Genomic DNA, 22,412 nt, shown 5'->3' with positions numbered 1-22,412 from the left:
CCCTCCTTAGAAATTAAAGAAAGACAAAACTACAAGGTTCGCTGTTCCCAGAACCCCGGATACAAGCCATGCCAATGACAGAGCTTTCTGCCATTTTACACGCACTGTCGAATTATCTAATATAATTTCGAATAAATACACAATCAAGCACACTATAACTGCCAGAATGTGGGTGCCTATGCTGTCTGCCGCAAAAAATATATATACAAACCCCAGTGCAATAATTGTCTCATACCAATGTGTAATTTCTATAAATGCCAGAGATCTCCCCGAATATTCTGTCGAGATTCCCTGTACCAGCTCCTGGTGGGCATGATGTCCCAGACTTAGATCAAAGGGCGATTTCCTCAGTTTAAAGGTCAAGATAAATACAAACCCGACAAAAATTGCAGGCAAATATATGATCGCAGGCATTTTCCTATTGACAATATCACGGATAAAAAAGGTATTGCTCACATAGTACAGCCCCGCCGCAGTCATAAACATCATTGGTTCATATGCCATCATCTGCAGCAATTCTCTTTCCGCACCGAGCACGCTGTAGGGAGACTGTGAGGCATACCCTCCCAGCAGGAAAAATATAGAGCCCAGCGTCAGCACAAATATCGTCAGCAATATATCTCCTCCGGTCAGCATAATCAGCGCAGTCAGTATGATAAACATAAGAGACACATACACATAAAACCGATGAGACGGGTTTACCTCGATGGTTTCTTTCTGCAAGAGCTTCAGCACATCATAAAAGGGCTGCAGAACCGGAGGCCCTTGCCTTCCCTGCAGTCTGGCTGAAATTTTCCGGTCAAACCCCGTGAGCAATCCGCCGGCCAGGGGCGTAAAAATAATAATCAGAAGAATCTTAACTGCCAGCATCATGATGCCCACCTCCCAATCAGTAATATTACGCCGGCACACAGCAGTACAATAGAAATAATGTTGCTCCAGAATCCGATTCTTTTACTTCCGAATATTCCTTCCATGTACCAATTGCTCATCTCACTTTTCCGCTTTACACCACCGGAGCCGACAAAGTTCTTGTTGTCCCCGGAATTTTCACCGGCCATGTAGATTGGAGTCGTTCTTCTTTTCTTAAGAAAGCTCGTCGGAGCGTACCCCAAAGGTACAAGAATTAACAAACTTATCATGACAACCATGAGAATCATAAGTGTCTGATCTCCTGCCCCAATGGGAATAACTGCGGCGACACCGAAGGTATCCTGCAAATACGGAATAAGGACATATTTGGAGATAACCGGATATGCAACGCAGGACAAAAGTACGATCACCGCCTGAATAATTATCGGAATCTTTTCGTCCAGGTGCAGGCCCGGATGCTGTTCACCTTTTTTGGGGTGCCCATTAGAAACCAGTTTTCCAAGCCATTTACCCCAATAGAACAAGGTCGCCGCACTGCCGTAGGCCAGGATAACTACAATAAGGATATTCTTTGAATCAATAAAGGATTTCATGGCCACCCATTTTGATATCAGCATGCCGAAAGGTGCAAGGAACATGCCGGAAATACCGATAATCATGCAGACAGCAAGTTTTCTCGATACATCCATCAGTATGTCCATATTTTCTACATTTCTGCTGCCAAGCTCGTTTTCGATGGAACCCACCGACAAAAACAGCAAGGATTTTGAAACAGCGTGGAAAATCACAAGCAATATTGCTGCCCAGATTGACTCCCGTGTACCCACACTGGCACATATTACAATCAGCCCCAGATTTGCAATCGTAGAGTAAGCCAGAACTTTCTTCGCATCCCTCTGGGAGATTGCCATCAAGGAGCAGGCGAGAAATGTGACCGCGCCAACCAGCGTGATTATCCTGCCTGCCACTGTCTCACCCAGGAGAGGAGCAAGCCTGATAATCAGGTACACACCTGCTTTTACCATTGTCGCGGAATGCAGCAGGGCAGAGGACGGCGTTGGCGCAACCATAGCCCCCAAAAGCCAGGAGGAAAATGGGAGCTGTGCCGACTTTGTAAGTGCCGCCACACAAAGTAAAAACACTGCCGCAAGTACCAGCGGCACCGGCCTTTTGGCCGTCAGGGCCGACAGCTCCATAATATGAAAATTTGTGCCGACAATTACAATTGCGCCTGCAAATGCAAGCCCGCCGCCCACATTTATAGTCAGTGCACGCAGGGAATTGTTTTTTGCTTCCTCTGTCCTCGTATATCCAATCAATAAATAGGAGCAAAATGTCGTTATTTCCCAGCAGAAATACATCCACATCAGGTTGTTGCTGAGAACCAGTCCAAACATAGCCGAAAGGAAAAGAAACAGTACTGCAAAAAAGAAGGATTTTCTTTCCTTCACCTCACTGTGGTGGACGTGGTAGGACTTCATATATCCCACAGCATAAAGACAGATCAGACTTCCGATAATGCCTACAATCAGAATCATAACGCTGGACAACTTGTCCACGATAATATCTGTCCCCGTTTCAATCCCCTTTTTCTGAGTAAATTCAAACCAGAGAATTAAAACAATCTGAATTGCTGAAAAAAAAGAAAGCAGATACTTTCTTTCTCTGATACCCGTCATTATAATGTATGCTGCCAGACAAACTTCCACTATCAGAATACATATATCTATGACCTCTGTCCCCCCGACGGAAACACGGAGTCCAGCCCCGAAAAATCTAAATGCCGCTGCCAATGTCAGCACAGCCGTAATAGCCGCCCCTATCCGCATTATAGCATTCCTGGTATGTTCCTCTCTGATAACATATACCAAAACGGACGTAATAAATGGAAAAAGAATTAATAACATAATTAAACTCATAATTCACCTCTTGCTTTACCCTTATTCCTCATTATTGGCACTAGTATCCAATAATTCACGTTCCTCATTATAGCACTTTTAGTAATATTTACAATAACACCTATAAATGTTCTAAATTTAATACATAAAAGGGGTCAGACCCTTTTGCCGTCCGTTATCAGAATATTCTGACAATGGTGTGCAAAAGGGTCTGACCCCTTTTTATGCCTCCTGTTTTTTTCTGCTGTTTCGCACGATACAGGAGAGTGTAAAGTTTATGATGAAGTATACCAGTGCAACAAATCCGAAGATTATAAATACACGCATGGACTGATTTACTGTGCTGTCTATCTGTGCAGACATAATCCATTTGCTGTTGTTGAAAAATTCTTCGATCGCTACCTGGGCCAGGAATGAGGTGTCTTTGATAACAGTGATGACCTGTGACAGCATGGCCGGCACAATGGCTTTATAGCACTGCGGCAGTATGATAAACACCATAGTCTGGAAGAAATTAAATCCCTGGGAATATGCAGCCTCAAACTGGCCTGCATGTACAGAGTTTAAACCGCCCCGGACAATCTCCGCCATCACTGCGCTGGTAAACAGCGTAAATGCCAGAATTCCGGAATACATAGGTGCATCAAAGGGCTCCGGCATTCTTACCATAAACCGGATTGCCAATACCCAGAGAAGATTTGGTGTATTCCTGAAAAGTTCTATATATGCCACGCTGAAGCCTTTGAGGAACTTGTTCCCATAGGTACGGAACAGCGCCAGAATCGTTCCGAAAATAACGCTCAATATGACGGAGATCAAGGCTACATAAAGTGTCACTCCGAGTCCCCGGAACATGTAGAATATATTGCTTCGGGTAAATACAGACTCAAATGCATTCATTAGTTCATTCATTTAGCTGCCCCCTTTCCCATACTGTAAGCCGAAAGCAATGCCGTATAGTCCTTAGGCTTCGGTGTAGCTCCAAACCGCTTTTCCAAATAACCTGATAATCTGGCAAGCGGGAAGCATATGATAAAGTATAAGATACCGACTACGACATAAGCCGGTCCGTAAGCCAGCGTGCTGGAGGCAAATGAATCTGCCTGGTACATCAGATCTCCTCCTGCAATGATTGCCAGAATAGAAGTATTCTTAATCAGGTTTGCGGCCACATTCGTAAGCGGCGGCAACATCACCTTTAATGCCTGGGGCAATATAATGTATAGCATCGTCTGAACATAGCTAAACCCCTGGGAGTCTGCCGCATCCCGCTGCCCCTTAGGTGTCGCCTCGATACCGGTCCTCACAACCTCAGCCATATACGCTCCATGGTAAATGCCCACACCTACAATGCCGATGGTTTTTACCGGAATAAAAACGCCCACGTAGGGAAGTGCATTATAAAGGAAGAAAATCTGTACCAGCAGCGGCGTGTTCTGAAAAAATTCCACATAAACTCTCGCGATTCCTCTTAACACTTTGTTATGGCTGGTGGAAATCACACCAAATATGGCTCCCAATACTAAAGACAGCAGAAGTCCTAGCAGTACGATATACAAGGTGGTTCCAAATCCCTGAATGAAGAGATCAATATTTTGAAATAACTTTTCCCATTTTTGTGCTGAAAATGCGCTCATTGAGTCAATCCCCACCTCTCCATTAGTTTTTCCAGCTCACCATCCTGCTTCATCTCGGATATGGCTTCATCAGCCTTAGCGGCCAGCTTATTATTCCTTTTTGCTATTGCAATGCCGTATTCCTGAGGTGCAAACTCATCCGGAAGCAGTATCAGTGAATCATTTAAATACCCGCTCAATATAGAACCATCCACCGAAAAGCAGTCTACGCGCCCTGAATCCAGAGCCGCCTTAATCTCCGGATAACTGGAATACCCACTGAATTTCAGCGAAATGCCTGCCTCGTCTGCTGCTTCCTGCAAAGACTGCTCTGTCGTCGCCGACTGAGACACTCCTATAGTCTTCCCGTCCATACTCTTGAAATCAGTAAAGCCGGCGGATTTCTTAACCATCAGTTTTACATGATCCGTATAGTACGGCTGTGTAAAGTTATAAGTTTCTTTTCTCTCATCTGTAATCGTAAAAGTAGCAGCTACCATATCTAACTCCCCGGTCTCCAGCAGAGGGCCCCTGGTCTTTGCGGTCACCGCCTCAAATTCTACTTTTACATCATCTCCATAAATTCTTCTGCAAACCTCTCTTGCAACATCGATTTCAAAACCTTCAAATTCCCGTGTGTCGATATTCATCAGGCCGAAATTTGGGACATCATTTTTGCAGCCGACCTTGACCACGTCTTTGCTAAGTACAGTTTCTTCATCCGGTGCACCACACCCTGTCAGCGTGACCGCAGCAAGCAAACCCGCCGCTAAAAGAGAGGATACTATTCGTTTATATCTCATATCTCGTCTCCTAATCATAACATTTTTTCTAAATACTTATCGGATAATCTTGCTTAAGAACGCTTTTGTTCTTTCGTTTTCAGGATTCTCAAAGAAATGCTCCGGAGTTCCCTCCTCCATAATCTGGCCCCCGTCCACGAAAAGGACTCTGTCTGCCGCCTGTCTTGCAAAGCCCATCTCATGAGTTACAATAACCATTGTAAAATTCTTTTCATGGGACAGATTGATAATGACATCCAAGACCTCCTGCACCATCTCAGGGTCCAGAGCAGAAGTCGGCTCGTCGAACAAAATGACCCGGTTCTTCATGGTTAGTGCGCGTGCAATGGCTATTCTCTGCTGCTGTCCGCCGGAAAGATTCTGCGGATAAGCGCCGGCCTTATCCTCCAGACCTACTTTTTCCAGATAATGCAGAGCGGTTTCCATTGCCTCACTTTTATTCATCTTCTTAAGCTTTGTCGGTCCTAAAATCAGATTGTCCAGAACTGTCATATGCGGATACAGATTAAATTGCTGAAACACCATGGCACTGTGTATTCTGTTGACAAACGCCCGGTTCTTTTTCGTCAGCTCATGAGTATGAATATAAACCTTTCCGGAGGTAGGTTCCTCCAGCCCGTTCATCAGGCGTACCAGCGTGCTCTTGCCTGAGCCGGAAGGTCCGATGATCACCACCTTCTCTCCTTCCCTCACATGAAGGTTGATTCCTTTTAACACTTCATTATTACCAAAGCTTTTGTGTACGTTCTCTAATCTAATCAAATTTCTTCCTCCTCTCTTTCCGTTACAAAAATCATCAAGTTCTTTTTCAGATAAAAATTCCTTCTGAATAAAATAAAAACGCCACCTCGTGATAAATAGACTTGGTAAGCGCTATTATTACCTGTAACTCATCAAAAATTAAGATTAATTGTAACTATTTTACAAAAATCTATAAAACTTGTCAACGAGAAAACTTATAAATCCTTTCATTGCTAGTGTGCTGTCTCATTGACATTTTGCAAAAAAGCCACCGCCAAAACCAGATACTTACCTGATCCTGACGATGACTCTTTCTCAAAAACTTACATAATCGGGGTGACAAGATTTGAACTTGCGACCTCACGGGCATCTGGTAGCTTGAAAAGCCTGTAAATACGCGGTTTAAAACATCAATATTACAGGGTAATAAAAAAGGTAATAAATTTTTTAGAAAGGAGCAATCTTGTACACATGCTATTAGTAAAAATAATATTTAGGACAACAATATAAGCACATTGAATTACAGTGTTTTTATATTATTGTCCTATTTTTTACATCTTATTTATTAGTATCTTTATGTACGGTCATCCTATCTGTGCTGCCAAATCCACCATTGCGTACACCAGTTGCATTGTCGTCATAAGTAATGCCATACTCGACAAAGATACCTTAAATGAAAGCTTCTCCTTGATTTACCGTAAATGTTTTAGTTCCACCATTATACATCTTTGCAAATATATGACCTTCGCTGTCACTAAAATAAAAATGTGTACGGATATGATGAAAACAGCCATGGTTTTACTTGATTTTTGTCCATGGTAAGAGTATAGTATGAATATAACTAGTAAATACGCATATTTATATGTTACACAGAACGACATACTTTTTCTCTTAATACTGTTATAGTGGTTTTGAGGTGATGAATATGTGTGATGAAAACAATAATACAAAAGAGGAGGATGAAAATATGAATAATACAGCAGAGTATAAACGTCTTGATTTTAGTAAATTGAATTTTGATCCAACTCCAATATCAACAGAGGAATCTTTGCGCGATATTACTCCAATTAAATGGTCAAAGGATGTATTGTCTGGCAAAAGAAAAATAACGTTGCATAAGAAAAATGAAAAGGACGATTAACTAATGTGTAAAATTGGGGATATTATTCTTGTAAACCCACTTAAAGGATATGGAAAAGATATAGGCAAACATTCCTTCTTTGTTATTGATGACAATGATGGAGAAATTCGTGGATTAGAATTTAATATGGTTGGATTAATTATGTCTTCTATGGATACTGAGGAAAAGCGAAAACGACTCATGAAATATCCCGCAAATCTTCCTTTAACATCTGACGAACAAATAATAGAGGGTGGTGGAAATCACAAAGATGCTTGTGTAAAAGCAGACCAATTCTATTATTTTAATAAATCCACTTGTAAGTATAGGGTTTTGGGAAATTTAGATTCTGACGTATTTAATTTGCTAATAGAATTCATCGAGGAATTGTCGGATAAAGGATTAAGATTTAAAACCGTAATAGATAATTTATAAACTACATAAACTAAGCAGGAGAACTACTCTCCTGCTTTTATTATTGTGTAATTATTTTGAGGTCGGAAATGATTTCATGCTTGCATGGAAAAGCATGGCCTAGAAGATAAGGCAGATATTATTTTTAATATCCATGCCTGTATCTAAAAAGGTAATAAAGGTAATAAATTAAAACCGACTGACCGACCAGTCAAAAATCCCATAAATACTGGGTTTAATCGGGGTGACAAGATTTGAACTTGCGACCTCACGGCCCCCAGCCGTGCGCTCTAACCAAACTGAGCCACACCCCGCCCTCACTTTCCCCATTATATATGACTTTCGCCAAAATGTAAAGAGGAACCTTTCAAATTTTTTTTCATACTATATACCGTAAATGTAATTGGAAGGAGAAACCTCAAAATGGCGAATTATCAAAACAACATGCGTTATGACAGGCAAATGAATTCCCCCAATGGCTGTCGGCCTATGCCTGCTTATAACAATAACTCTTGCTCAAACTTTGCCCCCACAGGGCGAGCAGATAATCCGCGCCGTCCGGGATACGGCGAATGCCCTGCTGTAGAAGGTGCTCGAAAAAATGTAGCACCGGGACAATGCGAAAAACGTTATGATCCACTGGCTGATGTACGGCTTCCTATAGCCATGGCCTATGTACCCTGGCAAAAATGGCGTGATGTAATGAAACCTCATGACGCAATAAGAAGAGGTACTATTTTTGAAGAACTCAGCTTACCATTTTACGGGAAAGGAGGCTGTAATCGATGAGTAACCCTCCAAGCAGAAAAGAATTACTGGATCATATCAATGCCGTAAGTTTTGCAGTAGACGATGTGAAACTTTTTTTGGATACCCACCCGTGTGATGAAGACGCAATGGCCTACTTTCGTGAGTACAGCCGTATGAGAAACGAAGCTCTGAAAGAATACGCCGCACGTTTCGGCCCTTTGACCGTGGACACTGCTGTTTATTCTTGCAGCGACAAATGGACCTGGATCGATGATCCATGGCCATGGCAGGAAGGGGGGTGCTAATTTATGTGGGGTTATGAAAAACGACTGCAATATCCAGTAAATATTAAACAGACCAATCCCAAACTTGCGCAGATAATCATCACGCAGTTTGGTGGACCAGACGGTGAGCTTGCCGCTTCCATGCGGTATCTTTCCCAGAGATATACCATGCCGTATAAGCAAGTCGCAGGTACCCTGACGGATATAGGCACTGAGGAACTTGCGCACATGGAAATGATTTGTTCCATCGTCCATCAGCTGACGAGAAACCTGACACCGGAGGAGATTGAGCAATCCGGATTCGGAACCTATTATGTGGATCACACACTCGCTCTCTGGCCGCAGTCAGCCGCTGGATCACCGTGGACAGCTACCGTTTTCCAATCTAAAGGGGATCCCATCACTGACTTGCATGAGGACATGGCTGCAGAACAAAAAGCCAGAACAACTTATGATAATATTCTGAGGTTGGCAAAAGATCCTGATGTCTGCGATCCAATTCGTTTTCTTAGAGAACGTGAGATCGTTCACTATCAGCGTTTCGGTGAAAGTCTCCGTATTGTACAGGATAATCTGGACAGTAAAAACTTCTATGCAATCAATCCGGAATTTGACGTACGTCAGAACAATAACTGCAGATAACGAGACGAAACATTCTTTGCTCGTTTGGCTCGTCACCCGCGTAAAAAGTTCGTACTGCAGATGGATGTTTATCATCTGCAGCACGAACCTTCTGTTATGTTCTCACATATGCGGATATGTAACAGCATATATTATTGAACGTTTTTATCTCTTAGGATCTTCTCTTTCTCTTTATACCAAGCACCGTCAAAAGAACGCCTGCGCTGATTAAGAGAATCACTCCGTACATAAGCGGCAAGTGTGAATCCCCTGTTTTTGGTGTTTTAGCCTTTGACGTATCTTTCTTACCTGTATTTGGCTTTTTGGGTGAATCTATCTTTCCTTTTTCAAGTTGTTTATAGGTATTCGTAAAGGTTTGGCCTCCTTCGTATACTGCGGCTGCTGACAGCTGGGCATCCTTATCTTCCACCGTAACTGTTACATTGACTACATGGGTATCATAAGTGATGCCTGTCATATCTCCCGGAACTTCCTGGATCGTATACTGGTAAGTACCTGCCTTCGTATATTCAATCGGATCAAAATATATTTTGCCTTGGGCATCATTTTCCTTTGTTTGAAGAACCTGGCCCTCCTGGTCTTTCAGCTCAAAACTGAAGTTACCGGCATTCAGGTTCTGACCCTCTAATACTTTCTGTGCCCATAATATAATACTGTCTTCTGCAGGTTTATAAGTGTTGTTAAATGTCTGATTGCCTTCATTATATACAGGAGTAGCAATCAGCTTTCCCTCTTCACCTACTTCTACCTTAACCGTTATGCTGATTACATTCGTATCATAGATAACACCAGCCTCATCTCCGGAAACCTCCTGGATCGTATACCGATGTTCACCGACGGTGTCATAGGAAATTTCGTCAAATGTGATTTTCCCATCAAGGGCATTTGTCTTAGTCTGGATTGTATTTCCTTCTTCATCTTTCAGCTCAAAGCTGAAAGCACCTTCCGTCAAATTTTTTCCGTCCAGTACCTTCTGCACCTCCAGGACTACAGATGCCGGCACGCGGGTATTTGTAAATGCCGCCTTTTGTGTCTCATCTTCCACTATGGTGCCTGTACTTCCTGTACTCTCGCTCACATAACCTTCTTCGGAATAGTCTGCCTCCTTTATTGTATACCCCGTACCTTTGGGAATACCTGCAATAGTAATACTCTGTCCATCGGTAAGGGAAATTGTCCCTTTGCCATCTTTTATTTCTATATCTCCGGCCGGAACACGCTTACCGATATAGGAATACGTGCCATTTATTGCATTGCCGTCTACATCTTTTAATGTAATGGTAAAGTCAAAGGCTTTAGTTTTGTCTGCAGCTTCGCCTGTTACCATCTTGCTGAGAGTCAGTTCTCCCGCTGTACCCTCCTGGTAGTTCTTAATGGTAACAAGGTTGGCATCATCTCCTGTTTTTCCGTCGATTGAGCAGGTGATAGTTGCACTGTCCTCTCTCACAACCGATAGGCTGTGCTCACGGCTGTCAGGTGTATACCCCGCCGGGGCATCTGTTTCCATGAGTATATAGTCACCGTCAGGCAGGCCGCGCAGCTTCAGTGTTCCGTCCGCCTCGGTTCTGCCTTGTCTGATAACAGTTGTGCCGTCCAGCGCAAAGATAGTGAATTCCACACCCGAAAGGGGAGTCTTTGTTGCACCGTCAATTTTGGCAATCTCTATCCAGCCGCTCCTGCGCATGGTAGCCCTGCCGTCCCTGTCGGTAATCTGATAGTTCTTGCCGGTGCTTTCCTGCACTTCGCTCTCACCGTACAGCTTTGCCTGATTCGTCACCGTGCCCGGTTCGCCTGTAACATCTGTCAGGTAGGTAAAACGGTAAGCCTTTACAGAATCCGGAATCATAAAGGTAAGCACCCGTGTTGTACGGTCATAGAAAACATTTTCTCCGATAACCGGTGTAACCGCGGCTCCGTCCTCATAGCTGCCATCTGTCTTCATCGTCAGTTCAGTGACAATAATATTTCCGTCCAGAATCAGATTGCCGCTTGCATCTGTGCGCAGCTCCATTCCGATTGGCAGTGTATCCTCAATTTTGGTGTACCTATTTTCAAGCTTATAGGGCTTGTATTCCACTGACCAGTGCACAACACCCTCCTCCGCCAAAGCTGCGGTCTTGGAGAGAAGTGAGCTGGTGATCGTTACTTTACGGGTAGATTCAATGCCAGTCTCCCAGTTGTCTGCTGTCAGCTTAACGCTGTTGGTTGCTGTATAACTGCCATTTTTACTGAAATATTTTTCCAGTGTTTCTGCATTCGGCTTAGCCTTAACCAGAATGACATATGGTTTGTTCAAATTTTCAAATGTAAAGGTAATACTGTTTTTTGTCTTAGTATAATCCAGACCGGCAACCGTATCGGGTGTGGTATCGGTGGCCGTCACGCTATTGCTGCTCACGTTTTTATTACCATCAAATATGAGATAATCCTCACCGGGGAGAATCTCTGCCAGCTCCCAGCCCGCCGGCAGTGTATCGGTAACAGTTACCTTGCCCAGCGCTTTACCTGTGGCATTGGTCAAATCCAGCCCGTCAGCATTGACACTGATGCGGAAAATAGCAGATTTATCTTCATAATCAAAACCAGCGTCGCCATTTGTAAGAATATCATTCACCCCGCCGGCCGGGTCTTCTGTGTGTCCGCGCTTAATCAGTTCCTTTTTCAACATGTTGCTGGGATAAGGAACTTCTGCATCCGCCCCATTCAGTCTTGTATTTGCACTAAATAAAGCAGCTGTATTTAACACTTCCGCCGATTTGTTGCCCGCGAAAATATCCGGGTCAGTAACAATGGAATCAAATGTAAACGTTTTTTTCGAAGTGTCAAAACCTGTTACGACCAGCAGCTCACCCACTTGTTCGGTGCCATTCATCACCGGAAGTACCTGTTCGGTAAGTCCTGCTTCTGCTCCGCTAAAGCTTCCTGCATATCTCTGGTTATACTGCGGAGTAAGTCTGCCCTTCACTTTATCGTCAATACCCGCAATAGTCAGATCCTCCAGCTTTACACTGCCCGATTTTCCGTAGAGCAGCAGATCATACACTTTCATTTCCGGAATAGTCTGCCCCTTGGGATCTACCGTCACCGTCCATGTGATGGTCTGGTTATCTTTGTCTGAAATCGTGCCGCTCTTCTCAATCGCGTTGTAGCCGATGCCTACGCCGAATCCGCCGCTGCTGATTCCCTCTCCCTCACCTGTGTATCCATCCCAACTGATATAAGCTGTATTCGTATAGGTTGTTATATCGGCGGCATATTCTCCGTTCGGCACTTTGGTGACGATGGTCAGCAGAGCCTGCGTATCCAGAATCCGGCCACTGCCGTCTGTTTTATTGCCGATCGCATAATTGCTGTCAACGGGTGTGATGCTCTGTTCAGAGCCCCAGTCATCAATTGTACTGTCCCAATACTGCACTGTCGCCTTATCAAGTGTCAATCCCTCCGGCAGCAGATCACGCAGGACAGGATTTTTCAAAGCCGCTTCCATCTGGTTGACCGTAATCGTCCATGTGATGGTGCGGTCCTTCGGATTATATACACCGCTGCTGCCATCTTCATTGCTCTCGCCTGTTTTTTTAATCCATTCCGGCGTGAACGTGACATTTCCGCTGTTCTCAGTCTTGTACTCGTCCTCGTCATACAGCTCAGCCTTATTGTTGATCCACTGCTGACCGTTTGCAAAATATTTATTATCAGGAATTTTCGTTTTGAACTTGACAGTCTGATCCCCCATCGAATTTTCCGGGAAGGTGTAGCTCAATTTCCCGTCTGTTACAGAGGGGCCGGCCACACTGCTGCCATTGAGCTTAAACGAATCAGGCACATAATCACCAACGTCTGTTAAGTCGTCCCGCAGCTCATAGCCCGCAAGATCCACATCATTTGTGCCCTTTTTTCCCGAAACCTTTACTGTCCATTCAACGGTCTGGTCCGGCTGTACTTCACCAGATTTTGTCAGTGTATATTCAGTCTCTACCGGCGGTTTTTCGAGCTTGTACTCGTGATCTACAATAGCAATAATTTTATCCCCGACACCTGACTCTCCACCCTCTTCACTAAATTCAAACTCTGCATTAAAAGCAGCACTTACACCCTCGTTGGTTCCATCAAACACCTCATCAGCTCCGTCAAAGTCAACTCTGGCAGTCACCTTCCCGTCTGCTTCGACAAATATAATATGGCCTACTACGATGCCATCTGCGTTTCTGAGGGGAATCGACTCCGTTGAAGAAGGTACCTTCAATGCGTCGCTCAGGAGTATTAAAGCATAGTCACCCTTCTCAACATGTGGGCCTGGGCCATCTCCCAAAACCGGCACTCCGAAAGAAACTTCAACTCTTATGGCCTTGTCATCCAGCAAAACATCTCCCGGCTGTACCTCGTTTCCTTCCTGCTTCACCGATGCAGTCACACCTGTAAGTAAAGATGTCACATCATTTCCACCAGCCTGCACGGAAGCTGACCTTTTCACCTGCTCCTCAACTTCAGTTTTTTCTTCAGGTATGGTTACTGTATATGTCTTGTCCAAAATTGATACGCTATGTTCTCCGGCACTTCCGGAATCTCCACTGGCATCATATGTAAGGTTTAGGTGAAATCCTCCTGTTACATTTCCCTGTGTTTCGTCAAAAGCCCTATCATCTCCGTCGAAAATTACATTTGCAGTAATTCCTCCTGTACTGTCGTCTTTTGCAAAGCTGACATGCCCAATTGTGAGGCCTCCTGCCGTTGTCAAGTCAATATTTGTCTTTGCGGCCAGATTGAAGCCAGTGGCCAAATGAAAAGCTGCCGTATCTCCTTTTTTGACCAAAGCCTGTGGGGAAGCGTCCTCACCACCCACGGGTATGCCAAATGAAACGGCTATTGAAACAGCTTCTGTTCTGGATATCGTACTGCCTTCGGTAATTGCAGCTTCATTCTGACTGACAGCTGCCGTAATGTCGATGAGTACAGAGGTTTTATCCGTTCCCACATTTTCAGCATGGACTATATTCATGGGCAGGACGCTAAACATCATCAACAATGTCATTATCCAACTAATAACTGCTCGTCTTTTTCTTTTTCTTATCATGTGTTTTCTCCCTTCTCATATTATTTTTAGTACCCTGTGCGTCGAGTTTAAAAAACATTTTCATTTAAAATTACACAAAATACTCCTATATGGATTGTATACGATTAAATTTCCCACTGCTTGAAAAATATGTTAGTAATAGTTACTGTTTTTTCCTTAAAAGGAAATTTTTATAACCAAATTTTCTTTTTAAGGAAAGCAAAATGCAACAATTCGTTGTATAATGGGAAAAGTGATATTTTACCTTAAGATAAAAGGGAGGAACAATATGAATACCGGTAAATTACTAGAAAAATTGATTGACATCGCTAAGATACCTAAGACGGATTTTGCACTCAATATGAATATGACACCCAGCGGACTGAGCAAAATCCTGACAGGAAAAAGGCTGCCCGTCCTAAAAGAGAAAAAGGCTTTCAGCAGACAGGCTGCCCTTTGCTTTGCTGAAGCTATATATGATTTCAACTGCTACATGAAGCTGGAGGAAATATTTCCGGTTATCTACAATTTCAATTCCAAATACGAGCTGGAAATCTTTCTTGCATCTGCCGTAGAATATTCTATAGACAGAGACTTTGTAGAAGAAAATAGTGAGAATAAGAATTACCCTGATACGGAGGCAAGTTTTCTGGGAAAAAAGACAGTTTTGAATATGATCTGTATCATTATTTCTGATCAAATTACAAATGCAAAAGACAGGATTCTGCCATTTTACAGCACTCTGCCATTGTTTGACCCGGTATATTCCGGAACCTTTGTTAAAATTAAAACTGTAAATTTAAGAAATTGGAAAAACCTTTCCATGAATCATTTTTTTGATTATTCATCACTTGAGGTTGTCTTTGATAAATACGGTATGACATTTCTCTCGTCCATACCTAAGCTTCATCTGTTTGCTAACCTGGATTTATGGATAACAGAAGAAAAAATGGAGTCTGCCTTTATATTGCTGAAGGATCAGGTTCTGCTGGTTTTCAATGTTCAGCTGGATGGAACTCCTCTCCTGACAGCAATCCGCCACAAAGGCTATCTCAATGTATTTTTCACTAGTCTTATGAAGAGGAAAATCAAAAAGATCAGCTATAGCCGCAGCGAAGCTTCTGCTCTTTTAGAAGCGAATCCTACATTCATCGACAAGCTTGCCTCTGCAGGTGTGGATACAGTATATAATTTTATTTCTCTGGGATATTTACTTGAAAGACATGAACTTGATGTATTAGATGGGAAAGACATTGTAAAGGATTTCATTTCGAAATTTTTTAACTGTATTCTGACAACAGAGACAACCTTTGCAGTAACGCTTGATGCAATGACAAGCTTTTTTACCAGCGGAAAGGCCATCGTTCCTCTCCTCGGAGCAGTTGATTTTGCACAGGAGGAACGCCTTCCTTATCTCGAGCGCTTTGGCTTGTATCTGGACCGGAAGAAGCCTGACAAGATACAGGTTTTAAACTGTGACATGCCCTATATTGCCATTATCTGTTCAGCGGGGGCCAATATTGTTTATTACGTCGACAGTACATATCAGTCCGAAAGGTTTTACTATTTTAAAACAGATAAGATAAATGAAATGCTCAAAGACAAAATAGCGGACGGCAGTTTAAAAACTCTGGATTTCAGTGGAGAAATATGGGACTATTATGTGGAAGAATTAAAAACAAATGTTCACCCGGCTAGTTTTTAAAGAAAAAGGTGCCCTGAAATTCAATCTTGACACTTCAGGGCACCTTTTTCTTTACTCCACTACACCTTCAAATCCCAGGTCATCCAGAGTTTCCAGTGCAGTCCTTATTTGTTCTTCATCGGTCTCATCTATGGTGACTGTTTTATTTGGAAGGCTGACCTCAAATTTCAACCCTTCCTCTGTCATCGCTTTTGTAATTCTATCCACGCATGCATCACAGTGCATTCCTTCTACCTTAATTACCTTCATCTTCTTTTCCTCCTATTTCATTAATTTTTGTATCGTTGTACACAACTCGTCCACCGCGTCTTCTTTTCCGCCCCGAATATCATCCACGACACAGGTGCGGATGTGATTTGCCAGCAACTCTTTATTAAACGCATTCAGTGCAGATTGGATGGCAGACACCTGCACTAGTATATCTACGCAGTACCTATCGTTTTCCACCATGCTCTTAATCCCTCTCACCTGACCTTCTATCCGGTTCAGACGGTGAATCAGACAGGTGTATTCATCTTTATCTCTGTGCTTTGTCTTTGGACAGCATTGACTATCTTCCAACTTCATCGCCTCCTTTGTTTTTTCCTCCTACCTGCGGCCTCATCATTATTCCTTACAAGTTTAAGCTGCGGAGCCGCAGTGCATTTCCCACGACCGAAACAGAGCTTAAGGACATTGCCAGCCCGGCAATCATCGGGCTCAACAGTGTGCCGCTGACTGCATACAGGATGCCTGCTGCAAGAAACAGTCCGCAGGTATTATAGAAGAAAGCCCAGAATAAATTCTGCTTAATGTTCCGGATGGTTGCACGACTTAATCGGATTGTCTTCTCCACGTCCCGCAGATCAGATTTCATCAGGACGATGTCGCTGGAATCCAGAGCAATGTCACTTCCGCTTCCCACTGCCACACCGATATCCGCCTGTACCAGGGCAGGCGCATCATTGATTCCGTCGCCTACCATCATAACACATTTTCCTTCTTTTTGTAGCCGCTCTACTTCGCTTGCTTTATCTCCGGGAAGCACTTCTGCAATGACGGCATCCACACCTACCTGCTGCCCGATATATGCAGCGGTCCTCTTATTATCTCCGGTAAGCATGTAGACCTTGATACCTTCGTGCTGCATTTTAGAAATAGCTTCCTTACTGGTCGCTTTTACTGGATCTGCAACGCTGATAATTCCAAGCATTTCAATGTCCCTGTCTTTTTCTTTCTGTTCAGACAGAAACATAGGTGTCTGCCCTTTGTCTGCAATTTTCCCTGACTCCTCTTCATAAGCTCTGAGAGAAATATGCTGTTCTTCGCACAACTTTTTATTGCCTATATAGTAAACCTTTCCACTTAGCACCGCCCGGACTCCCTGTCCTGTGATGCTCTGGAATTCTTCTGTTTTTTCCAAAGCCAGATTTCTCTCTTTAGCTTCCTCCACAATAGCGGCTCCCAGAGGATGTTCTGACACCTGCTCACAGGAAGCGGCTATTCTTAAGAATTCATCTTCACTCATTGACTTTGAAAGGATAGAGATTACCTTTGGTTGGCCTTCTGTCACCGTACCTGTCTTATCCAACACTACAGCATCTGCCTTGTGGCTTAACTCCAGCGCCTCACCGCTCTTAATCAAGATACCGTGATTCGCTCCCAGTCCCGTTCCTACCATAATAGCAGTAGGCGTCGCAAGTCCAAGAGCACAGGGGCACGCAATAACAAGTACCGATACGAAGATTGTCAGTACAAAAGACAGATCATGCCCGAGGAGCAGCCAGATTATAGCTGCAATTACGGCTATTGCCATAACCGCAGGGACAAAATAGCCTGCCACAGTGTCTGCCAATTTAGATATCGGTGCTTTCTTTCCCTGAGCATCCTCCATCATCTTAACAATCTTTGATAGTGTGGTGTCGGCTCCCACTCTTGTCACCTGAGCCGTTACTGAACCCTGATAGTTCACACTGCCGCCGATAACTTCATCCCCCACAGCCTTCTCTACAGGAATACTTTCACCGGTCAGCATAGACTCATCTACCGTAGTGAGGCCTTCTATCACGATTCCATCCAGTGGAATCCGGCTTCCGGGCTTTATCAAAATATATTCACCCTGACTCACCTCTTCTATTGGAACCTCTTTTTGATCGCCATTTCTCAAGACAACTGCTTTATCAGGCGCCAGATCCATAAGCTTTTTAATCGCTTCCTTGGTCTTGCCTTTACTTCTGCTTTCCATATATTTTCCAACCATTACCAGGGTTACAACAATGGCTGCAGACTCATAATACAGGTTGTGGACAGCCATCATATCGGAAGGTATCCTGATGGTCATCACCAGACTGTAGAGAAAAGCGCTTCCTGTGCCGATGGCTACCAGCGAATCCATATTCGGATGTCCTTTGAACAGAGTTCTGAGCCCAACGAGATAGAAATTACGCCCATTGTAAAGTATACATGCTGTCAAAATCAACTGGATTAACGCATAATTCAACGGACTGTGCTCCATATCCAGAAACCTCGGGAGGGGCATGGGAAATGGCATCATATGACCCATGGAAATATAGAGGAGCGGAATTGCAAGAACGATATTCGTAATCAACCTGCGCTTTATCTTCTTCGCCTCCTCCGCAGCGTCCTCCTCTTCAAGGACACGCTCCTTCTTACTCTTCTCTACATATGGCTCAGCTCCGAAGCCCGCCTTTGTAACCTTGGCAACAATCTTATCCGGATTCGCCAGAGTATCATCATAGGTGATGGTCATCAGACCTGTAGTCAGGTTAACATTGCTTTCCTTAACTCCCTCCAGCTTCCTGGTGACACGCTCCACAGAGCTGCTGCATGCGGCACACGTCATACCATCTATCTTATACTTTTCAGTAACCATAGCTATTCCTCCTTACTCCTGAAAACATTGACTCAATAAATACCCTATCGGGGTATGTTATTATGGTATACCCTTATGGGGTATATGTCAAGTGTAAAAAGGGGTCTGACCCTTTTGACCGCCATATTCAGAATATTCTGAATATGAGCTGCAAAAGGGTCAGACCCCTTTTTTATTCTGCTTTTGTACCTAATGTGACTTTATAAGTTTGTTCTTTATAGTTTCCTCCATTTCCAGGCTCCTGTACGGTAAGTGTTACGGTATCACCTTTTGCATAGTACTTGAGCTGCTCCTGCAGAGTAGTCATGTTGTCAATTGTAATTCCGTTTAGTGCTGTGATTACGCCGCCTTTGGTGAGGCCGGCTTTTTCTGCACCGCTTCCGCCGGTAACTCCGTTAATGTACACACCGAGAGGCATGCTGAATCTTTCGGAGTATTCTGAGGTCACATCAAAGCCTTCAATTCCAAGATATCCTCTGTCGCTCTCGCTGACTTTTGTTTTTGTCTCCTGATTCATCAGATTGGTGATGATATCGGACACGTCGCTGATCGGGATCGCATAGCCTACACCTTCCACAGAGCTTCCTACAAGTTTGGATGAGTTGATTCCGATTACCTCTCCCTTTGCATTCACCAGAGCGCCTCCGCTGTTGCCTGGATTAATAGCTGCATCTGTCTGAATCAGCTTTACATCGCTGGGAGCTGCCTCGCCGGTAGCCTGGTCGACAACCTGTGCGCCTTCCCGGTCTGTGGCGCTGATAACACCTGTTGTGACTGACTGTCCATATCCAAGAGCGTTGCCTATAGCAATTGCAGGTTCCCCTACTTTTAATTTTGTAGAATCCCCCATTGTAGCAACTGAAATAGATTTCATTGTATCATCAGAAATGCTTTTCAATGGTACTGCTATTACTGCAACATCATGTGCAGGGTCTGTACCTTTAATATCCGCCTCCACACTTTTGTTGTCATTAAATGTAACGGTCAGCGTCTCACTGCCTGCCACTACATGGTTGTTGGTTACAATCAGTAACTCGGAGTCATTTTGTTCAACAATGATTCCTGTTCCCGCACTCTCACTTTCCTGCTGGGAAACCCCTCCGAAGAAATCCTGTACCTGCTGAACACTCATGTTTGTAATAGATACAATCGATGGCATTACATTGTCTACTACATCAGACACATCAGAAGTTATCACACTTGACGATGTGGTCAGTGTGGAATTGTTTACAGGTGCTGTACTCTTAACCGATGAGGAAGAGGATGAAGAAGATTCATCGAGTCCCAAGACCTTGTTTCCCACAATGTTTGACGTTAAAAATGTTGCGCTTGACACTACTCCAAACAACAGGGCAAGTCCGGTCACTGCAATAGCCTTCGGCATTTTCTTCCGTTGCGGCCTGCTCCCATTTGGCTGGTTTGACTGGCTATTATATTGAGTATTTCCCGGTTGTCCTTCAGGATTATAATAATTATATTGATTTTCCATAAAACTTCCTTCTTTCTCTTGTATTCTATATTGATATAATAGCCGTTCTTTGTGATAGAAGTGTGTTCAAACATTTAACAAATTTTGAAACTATATTATGATTTCCCACAAAATGTATTGACATTACCTTCGTCTTTATAAATCATATTTCTCTATGAATCTGGTGATAATTGTTGCACAATGTGCACGGCTTGCGCTCCCCTGAGGATTTAATGTCCCCTGATCTCCCTGAATCAGACCTGTGCCTACTGCCCAGCTCATCGCTTCTCTTGAAAAGTCACTTACTTTACCTGCATCAGGGTAACTATTGAGGTTCGCACTGTTCTGCGTATTTAAACCGCAGAATTTTGCATATCGGTACATCATCAGAGCCATCTGTTCTCTGGTAATCACCTCTGAAGGCCCAAATTTTCCGCTCTCATATCCGGTTATCACCTTATTATTATAAGCCCACAGCACAGGCGAGGTAAAGAAATACCCATTTGGCACATCGGGGAATACCGCCTTATATGACACAGAGGGGGAACCCTGCATACGATACAAAATAGTTGCAAAATGCGCACGGCTTAAGCTTACAGCGGGACCGAAGGTATAAGTATCCATGCCGGTCATAATACCACGTTCATATACCGTCTTCACGTAGCTGTAATACCAGCCGCCTGCATTTACATCCCTGAATTTATCAACACCCGTGGGAGTTCTTCCTGTATTTACAATTACAATACTGTTGGCTGCAATATATCCATACATTGAGCTGAAATTATATGTACCCGCATCCTTGTTGATACCTGTTCTGGCGCTGTTTAACACACCGTCGCTGGCTATTTTATAAAATCCGTTCTGGGCTGTATTGTCCAAGAGTAAAAACGAAGTATTACACTGCGTTCCCGTAGAGTACATAGTTGCTGAGCTTGCAGAGCTTCCTGCCTTCACCAGCAGATTCTGGTGACTGCCTGCAAAAGTGTCTTTGATACCGATTGAGTATGCATACTGATCCTTATTTCCTCCGGCTGCATCCAAAAGCCATACCATAGAAGCCGCCTTTTCTCCCCAGTATGGATCCGAAGCATATTTCACATTAATTCCACTTCCCTTATTTCCCAGAAATCCACCCCAATATATTCCGTCATTGGGATTTAAATATGTCTTAGACATATAAGTTTCTGTAAAAGCCTTAATGCAGACACTGACACTGGAATAAGCGTAGGAGTCATCGGGATTGCTGTCTCCTGCATTCAGACCAAAAAGATTGTTCTTCTGCATCGCATAATTACTATTTCCCCAGGCACTTTCATTTGCGGCAATTCCTGCAGTCAGAAGTGCGTTTACTCCATAGGTATTCTGAGAACTTGTCAGAGAAGAACCAATCCCCCGCATCTTGGAGGTGGATGTAGTCTTTCCTGCAATTAGTGTATCCATGGTTGAGGATGAATATGAGCTGGTACTGCGCATCGGAAGATACTGGTAATAGTTATAATAAGGGGTGTTTGGATTAATGGAATTATTTCTGTTATTGTTTATGTAATCCGTCAGCATTGCCCCATATTTGTCGGATGCGTAAAAATAATGTCCGTCATAGCTATAATACTGTCCGCCCTCCTTAAGATAAGACGGTGCCGTACCACAATTCAGGTTACTCGCATACTCATTGTATCTTAAATCTGTAGTTATCCTATGTTTCAGCACTCCTCCCGAAACAGTATAATAACTGATAGATTTGGCTGATGCCTTATTTATTACCTGGACATCACCTTGTGGCACAGAACCTATCACTCCGGAGAGCAGGAACTTTACCTGTCCGTTGGACGTTCCCAGGTAAGCTGCATCTGCCCCATAAGCGCCGTTTGTATACCCCGTATCACCTGTGTCCGCCTTATAATCTGTTTTGGCATTTCCTTTTGTATTAAAGTTTACAACCTGCTCCGTGGCGGTAGAAAAAGTAGAAAATCCCTCTTCCACCACTCCTGCCTCAGATTCAACTTCATATACATTGCCTTCCTCGTCCACCCCTGTGACCGGACGGTCCTCATACTCTTCTGCCTGTACTTCCAATGACAACCCAGCCCCTGTAGATAGAAAGAGACCTATCCCCACTATATACAGAATTGCTTTACACCATTTTTTCATGATTTGTACTCCTCTCTTTTGTTTGCAA

18 protein-coding genes and 1 tRNA gene are annotated in these 22,412 nt (G+C 43.6%); 6 read left to right on the top strand and 13 right to left on the bottom strand.

Annotated features, from left to right (window positions below; translation table 11 throughout):
- Positions 1 to 6: 6 nt before the first annotated feature.
- From EDD59_RS05410 to EDD59_RS05385, 6 genes are all read right to left on the bottom strand, one after another.
- Complete coding sequence (locus EDD59_RS05410; protein WP_132379693.1) at positions 7 to 873, bottom strand: respiratory chain complex I subunit 1 family protein; 867 nt, start codon at positions 871 to 873, stop codon at positions 7 to 9.
- Positions 870 to 2,792: an NADH-quinone oxidoreductase subunit 5 family protein gene (locus EDD59_RS05405; protein WP_132379691.1), complete on the bottom strand. Its 1,923-nt coding sequence runs from the start codon at positions 2,790 to 2,792 to the stop codon at positions 870 to 872. The genes EDD59_RS05410 and EDD59_RS05405 overlap by 4 nt, the downstream gene beginning before the upstream one ends.
- A gap of 201 nt (positions 2,793 to 2,993) precedes the next feature.
- Positions 2,994 to 3,683, bottom strand: a complete 690-nt coding sequence (locus EDD59_RS05400) for an amino acid ABC transporter permease (protein ID WP_243117348.1) — start codon at positions 3,681 to 3,683, stop codon at positions 2,994 to 2,996.
- Positions 3,680 to 4,408 carry an amino acid ABC transporter permease gene (locus EDD59_RS05395; protein WP_132379689.1) on the bottom strand — a complete coding sequence of 243 codons (729 nt, stop codon included), beginning with the start codon at positions 4,406 to 4,408 and terminating at the stop codon, positions 3,680 to 3,682. The genes EDD59_RS05400 and EDD59_RS05395 overlap by 4 nt, the downstream gene beginning before the upstream one ends.
- The gene (locus EDD59_RS05390; protein WP_132379687.1) at positions 4,405 to 5,190 is read right to left on the bottom strand and encodes a transporter substrate-binding domain-containing protein; all 786 of its coding nucleotides are present in this window, start codon (positions 5,188 to 5,190) and stop codon (positions 4,405 to 4,407) included. The genes EDD59_RS05395 and EDD59_RS05390 overlap by 4 nt, the downstream gene beginning before the upstream one ends.
- Before the next feature lie 36 nt (positions 5,191 to 5,226).
- Positions 5,227 to 5,952: an amino acid ABC transporter ATP-binding protein gene (locus EDD59_RS05385; protein ID WP_132379685.1), complete on the bottom strand. Its 726-nt coding sequence runs from the start codon at positions 5,950 to 5,952 to the stop codon at positions 5,227 to 5,229.
- A 946-nt stretch (positions 5,953 to 6,898) separates the two neighbouring features.
- Here EDD59_RS05385 and EDD59_RS17720 point away from each other — a divergent pair.
- Both EDD59_RS17720 and EDD59_RS05380 read left to right on the top strand, forming a co-directional pair.
- A complete protein-coding gene (locus tag EDD59_RS17720) occupies positions 6,899 to 7,072 on the top strand; it encodes a hypothetical protein (protein WP_165920870.1) in 174 nt (57 codons plus the stop codon).
- 3 nt (positions 7,073 to 7,075) lie between these two features.
- Positions 7,076 to 7,486, top strand: a complete 411-nt coding sequence (locus tag EDD59_RS05380; protein WP_132379683.1) for a hypothetical protein — start codon at positions 7,076 to 7,078, stop codon at positions 7,484 to 7,486.
- 218 nt (positions 7,487 to 7,704) lie between these two features.
- On the opposite strand, the gene EDD59_RS05375 is transcribed toward EDD59_RS05380, so the two are convergent.
- Positions 7,705 to 7,779, bottom strand: a tRNA-Pro gene (locus tag EDD59_RS05375).
- 109 nt (positions 7,780 to 7,888) lie between these two features.
- Between EDD59_RS05375 and EDD59_RS05370 the strand changes: the two genes are divergently transcribed.
- Genes EDD59_RS05370 through EDD59_RS05360 form a run of 3 tightly spaced genes read left to right on the top strand, consistent with a single transcriptional unit; the run spans position 7,889 to position 9,141 of the window.
- Entirely contained in the window at positions 7,889 to 8,254 is a 366-nt protein-coding gene (locus EDD59_RS05370) for a spore coat associated protein CotJA (RefSeq protein WP_132379681.1), read from the top strand.
- Positions 8,251 to 8,520, top strand: coding sequence for a spore coat protein CotJB (locus EDD59_RS05365; protein ID WP_132379679.1), 270 nt, complete (start codon positions 8,251 to 8,253; stop codon positions 8,518 to 8,520). Before EDD59_RS05370 ends, EDD59_RS05365 begins: the two co-directional genes overlap by 4 nt.
- A 3-nt stretch (positions 8,521 to 8,523) precedes the next feature.
- Positions 8,524 to 9,141 (top strand): manganese catalase family protein, encoded by a 618-nt coding sequence (locus EDD59_RS05360; RefSeq protein ID WP_132379677.1) that lies wholly within the window; start codon positions 8,524 to 8,526, stop codon positions 9,139 to 9,141.
- A gap of 151 nt (positions 9,142 to 9,292) precedes the next feature.
- On the opposite strand, the gene EDD59_RS05355 is transcribed toward EDD59_RS05360, so the two are convergent.
- Positions 9,293 to 14,212 carry a Spy0128 family protein gene (locus tag EDD59_RS05355; RefSeq protein WP_132379675.1) on the bottom strand — a complete coding sequence of 1,640 codons (4,920 nt, stop codon included), beginning with the start codon at positions 14,210 to 14,212 and terminating at the stop codon, positions 9,293 to 9,295.
- 268 nt (positions 14,213 to 14,480) lie between these two features.
- Between EDD59_RS05355 and EDD59_RS05350 the strand changes: the two genes are divergently transcribed.
- The gene (locus EDD59_RS05350) at positions 14,481 to 15,896 is read left to right on the top strand and encodes a hypothetical protein (protein ID WP_132379673.1); all 1,416 of its coding nucleotides are present in this window, start codon (positions 14,481 to 14,483) and stop codon (positions 15,894 to 15,896) included.
- Positions 15,897 to 15,947: 51 nt separating this feature from the next.
- Here EDD59_RS05350 and EDD59_RS05345 read toward each other — a convergent pair whose 3' ends face one another.
- From EDD59_RS05345 to EDD59_RS05325, 5 genes are all read right to left on the bottom strand, one after another.
- Positions 15,948 to 16,145, bottom strand: a complete 198-nt coding sequence (locus tag EDD59_RS05345; RefSeq protein ID WP_132379671.1) for a heavy-metal-associated domain-containing protein — start codon at positions 16,143 to 16,145, stop codon at positions 15,948 to 15,950.
- Positions 16,146 to 16,157: 12 nt separating this feature from the next.
- Positions 16,158 to 16,463, bottom strand: coding sequence for a metal-sensing transcriptional repressor (locus EDD59_RS05340; RefSeq protein WP_132379669.1), 306 nt, complete (start codon positions 16,461 to 16,463; stop codon positions 16,158 to 16,160).
- A gap of 46 nt (positions 16,464 to 16,509) precedes the next feature.
- Positions 16,510 to 18,768, bottom strand: coding sequence for a heavy metal translocating P-type ATPase (locus tag EDD59_RS05335; RefSeq protein WP_132379667.1), 2,259 nt, complete (start codon positions 18,766 to 18,768; stop codon positions 16,510 to 16,512).
- A 172-nt stretch (positions 18,769 to 18,940) separates the two neighbouring features.
- Positions 18,941 to 20,257 (bottom strand): S1C family serine protease, encoded by a 1,317-nt coding sequence (locus EDD59_RS05330; RefSeq protein ID WP_132379665.1) that lies wholly within the window; start codon positions 20,255 to 20,257, stop codon positions 18,941 to 18,943.
- Between the two features lie 135 nt (positions 20,258 to 20,392).
- Positions 20,393 to 22,384 (bottom strand): S-layer homology domain-containing protein, encoded by a 1,992-nt coding sequence (locus EDD59_RS05325; RefSeq protein ID WP_132379663.1) that lies wholly within the window; start codon positions 22,382 to 22,384, stop codon positions 20,393 to 20,395.
- Positions 22,385 to 22,412: the final 28 nt, after the last annotated feature.

The organism is Muricomes intestini, assembly GCF_004346165.1.
Taxonomy (GTDB): Bacteria; Bacillota; Clostridia; order Lachnospirales; family Lachnospiraceae; genus Muricomes; species Muricomes intestini.
This window is presented reverse-complemented; position numbering and strand designations above follow the sequence as displayed.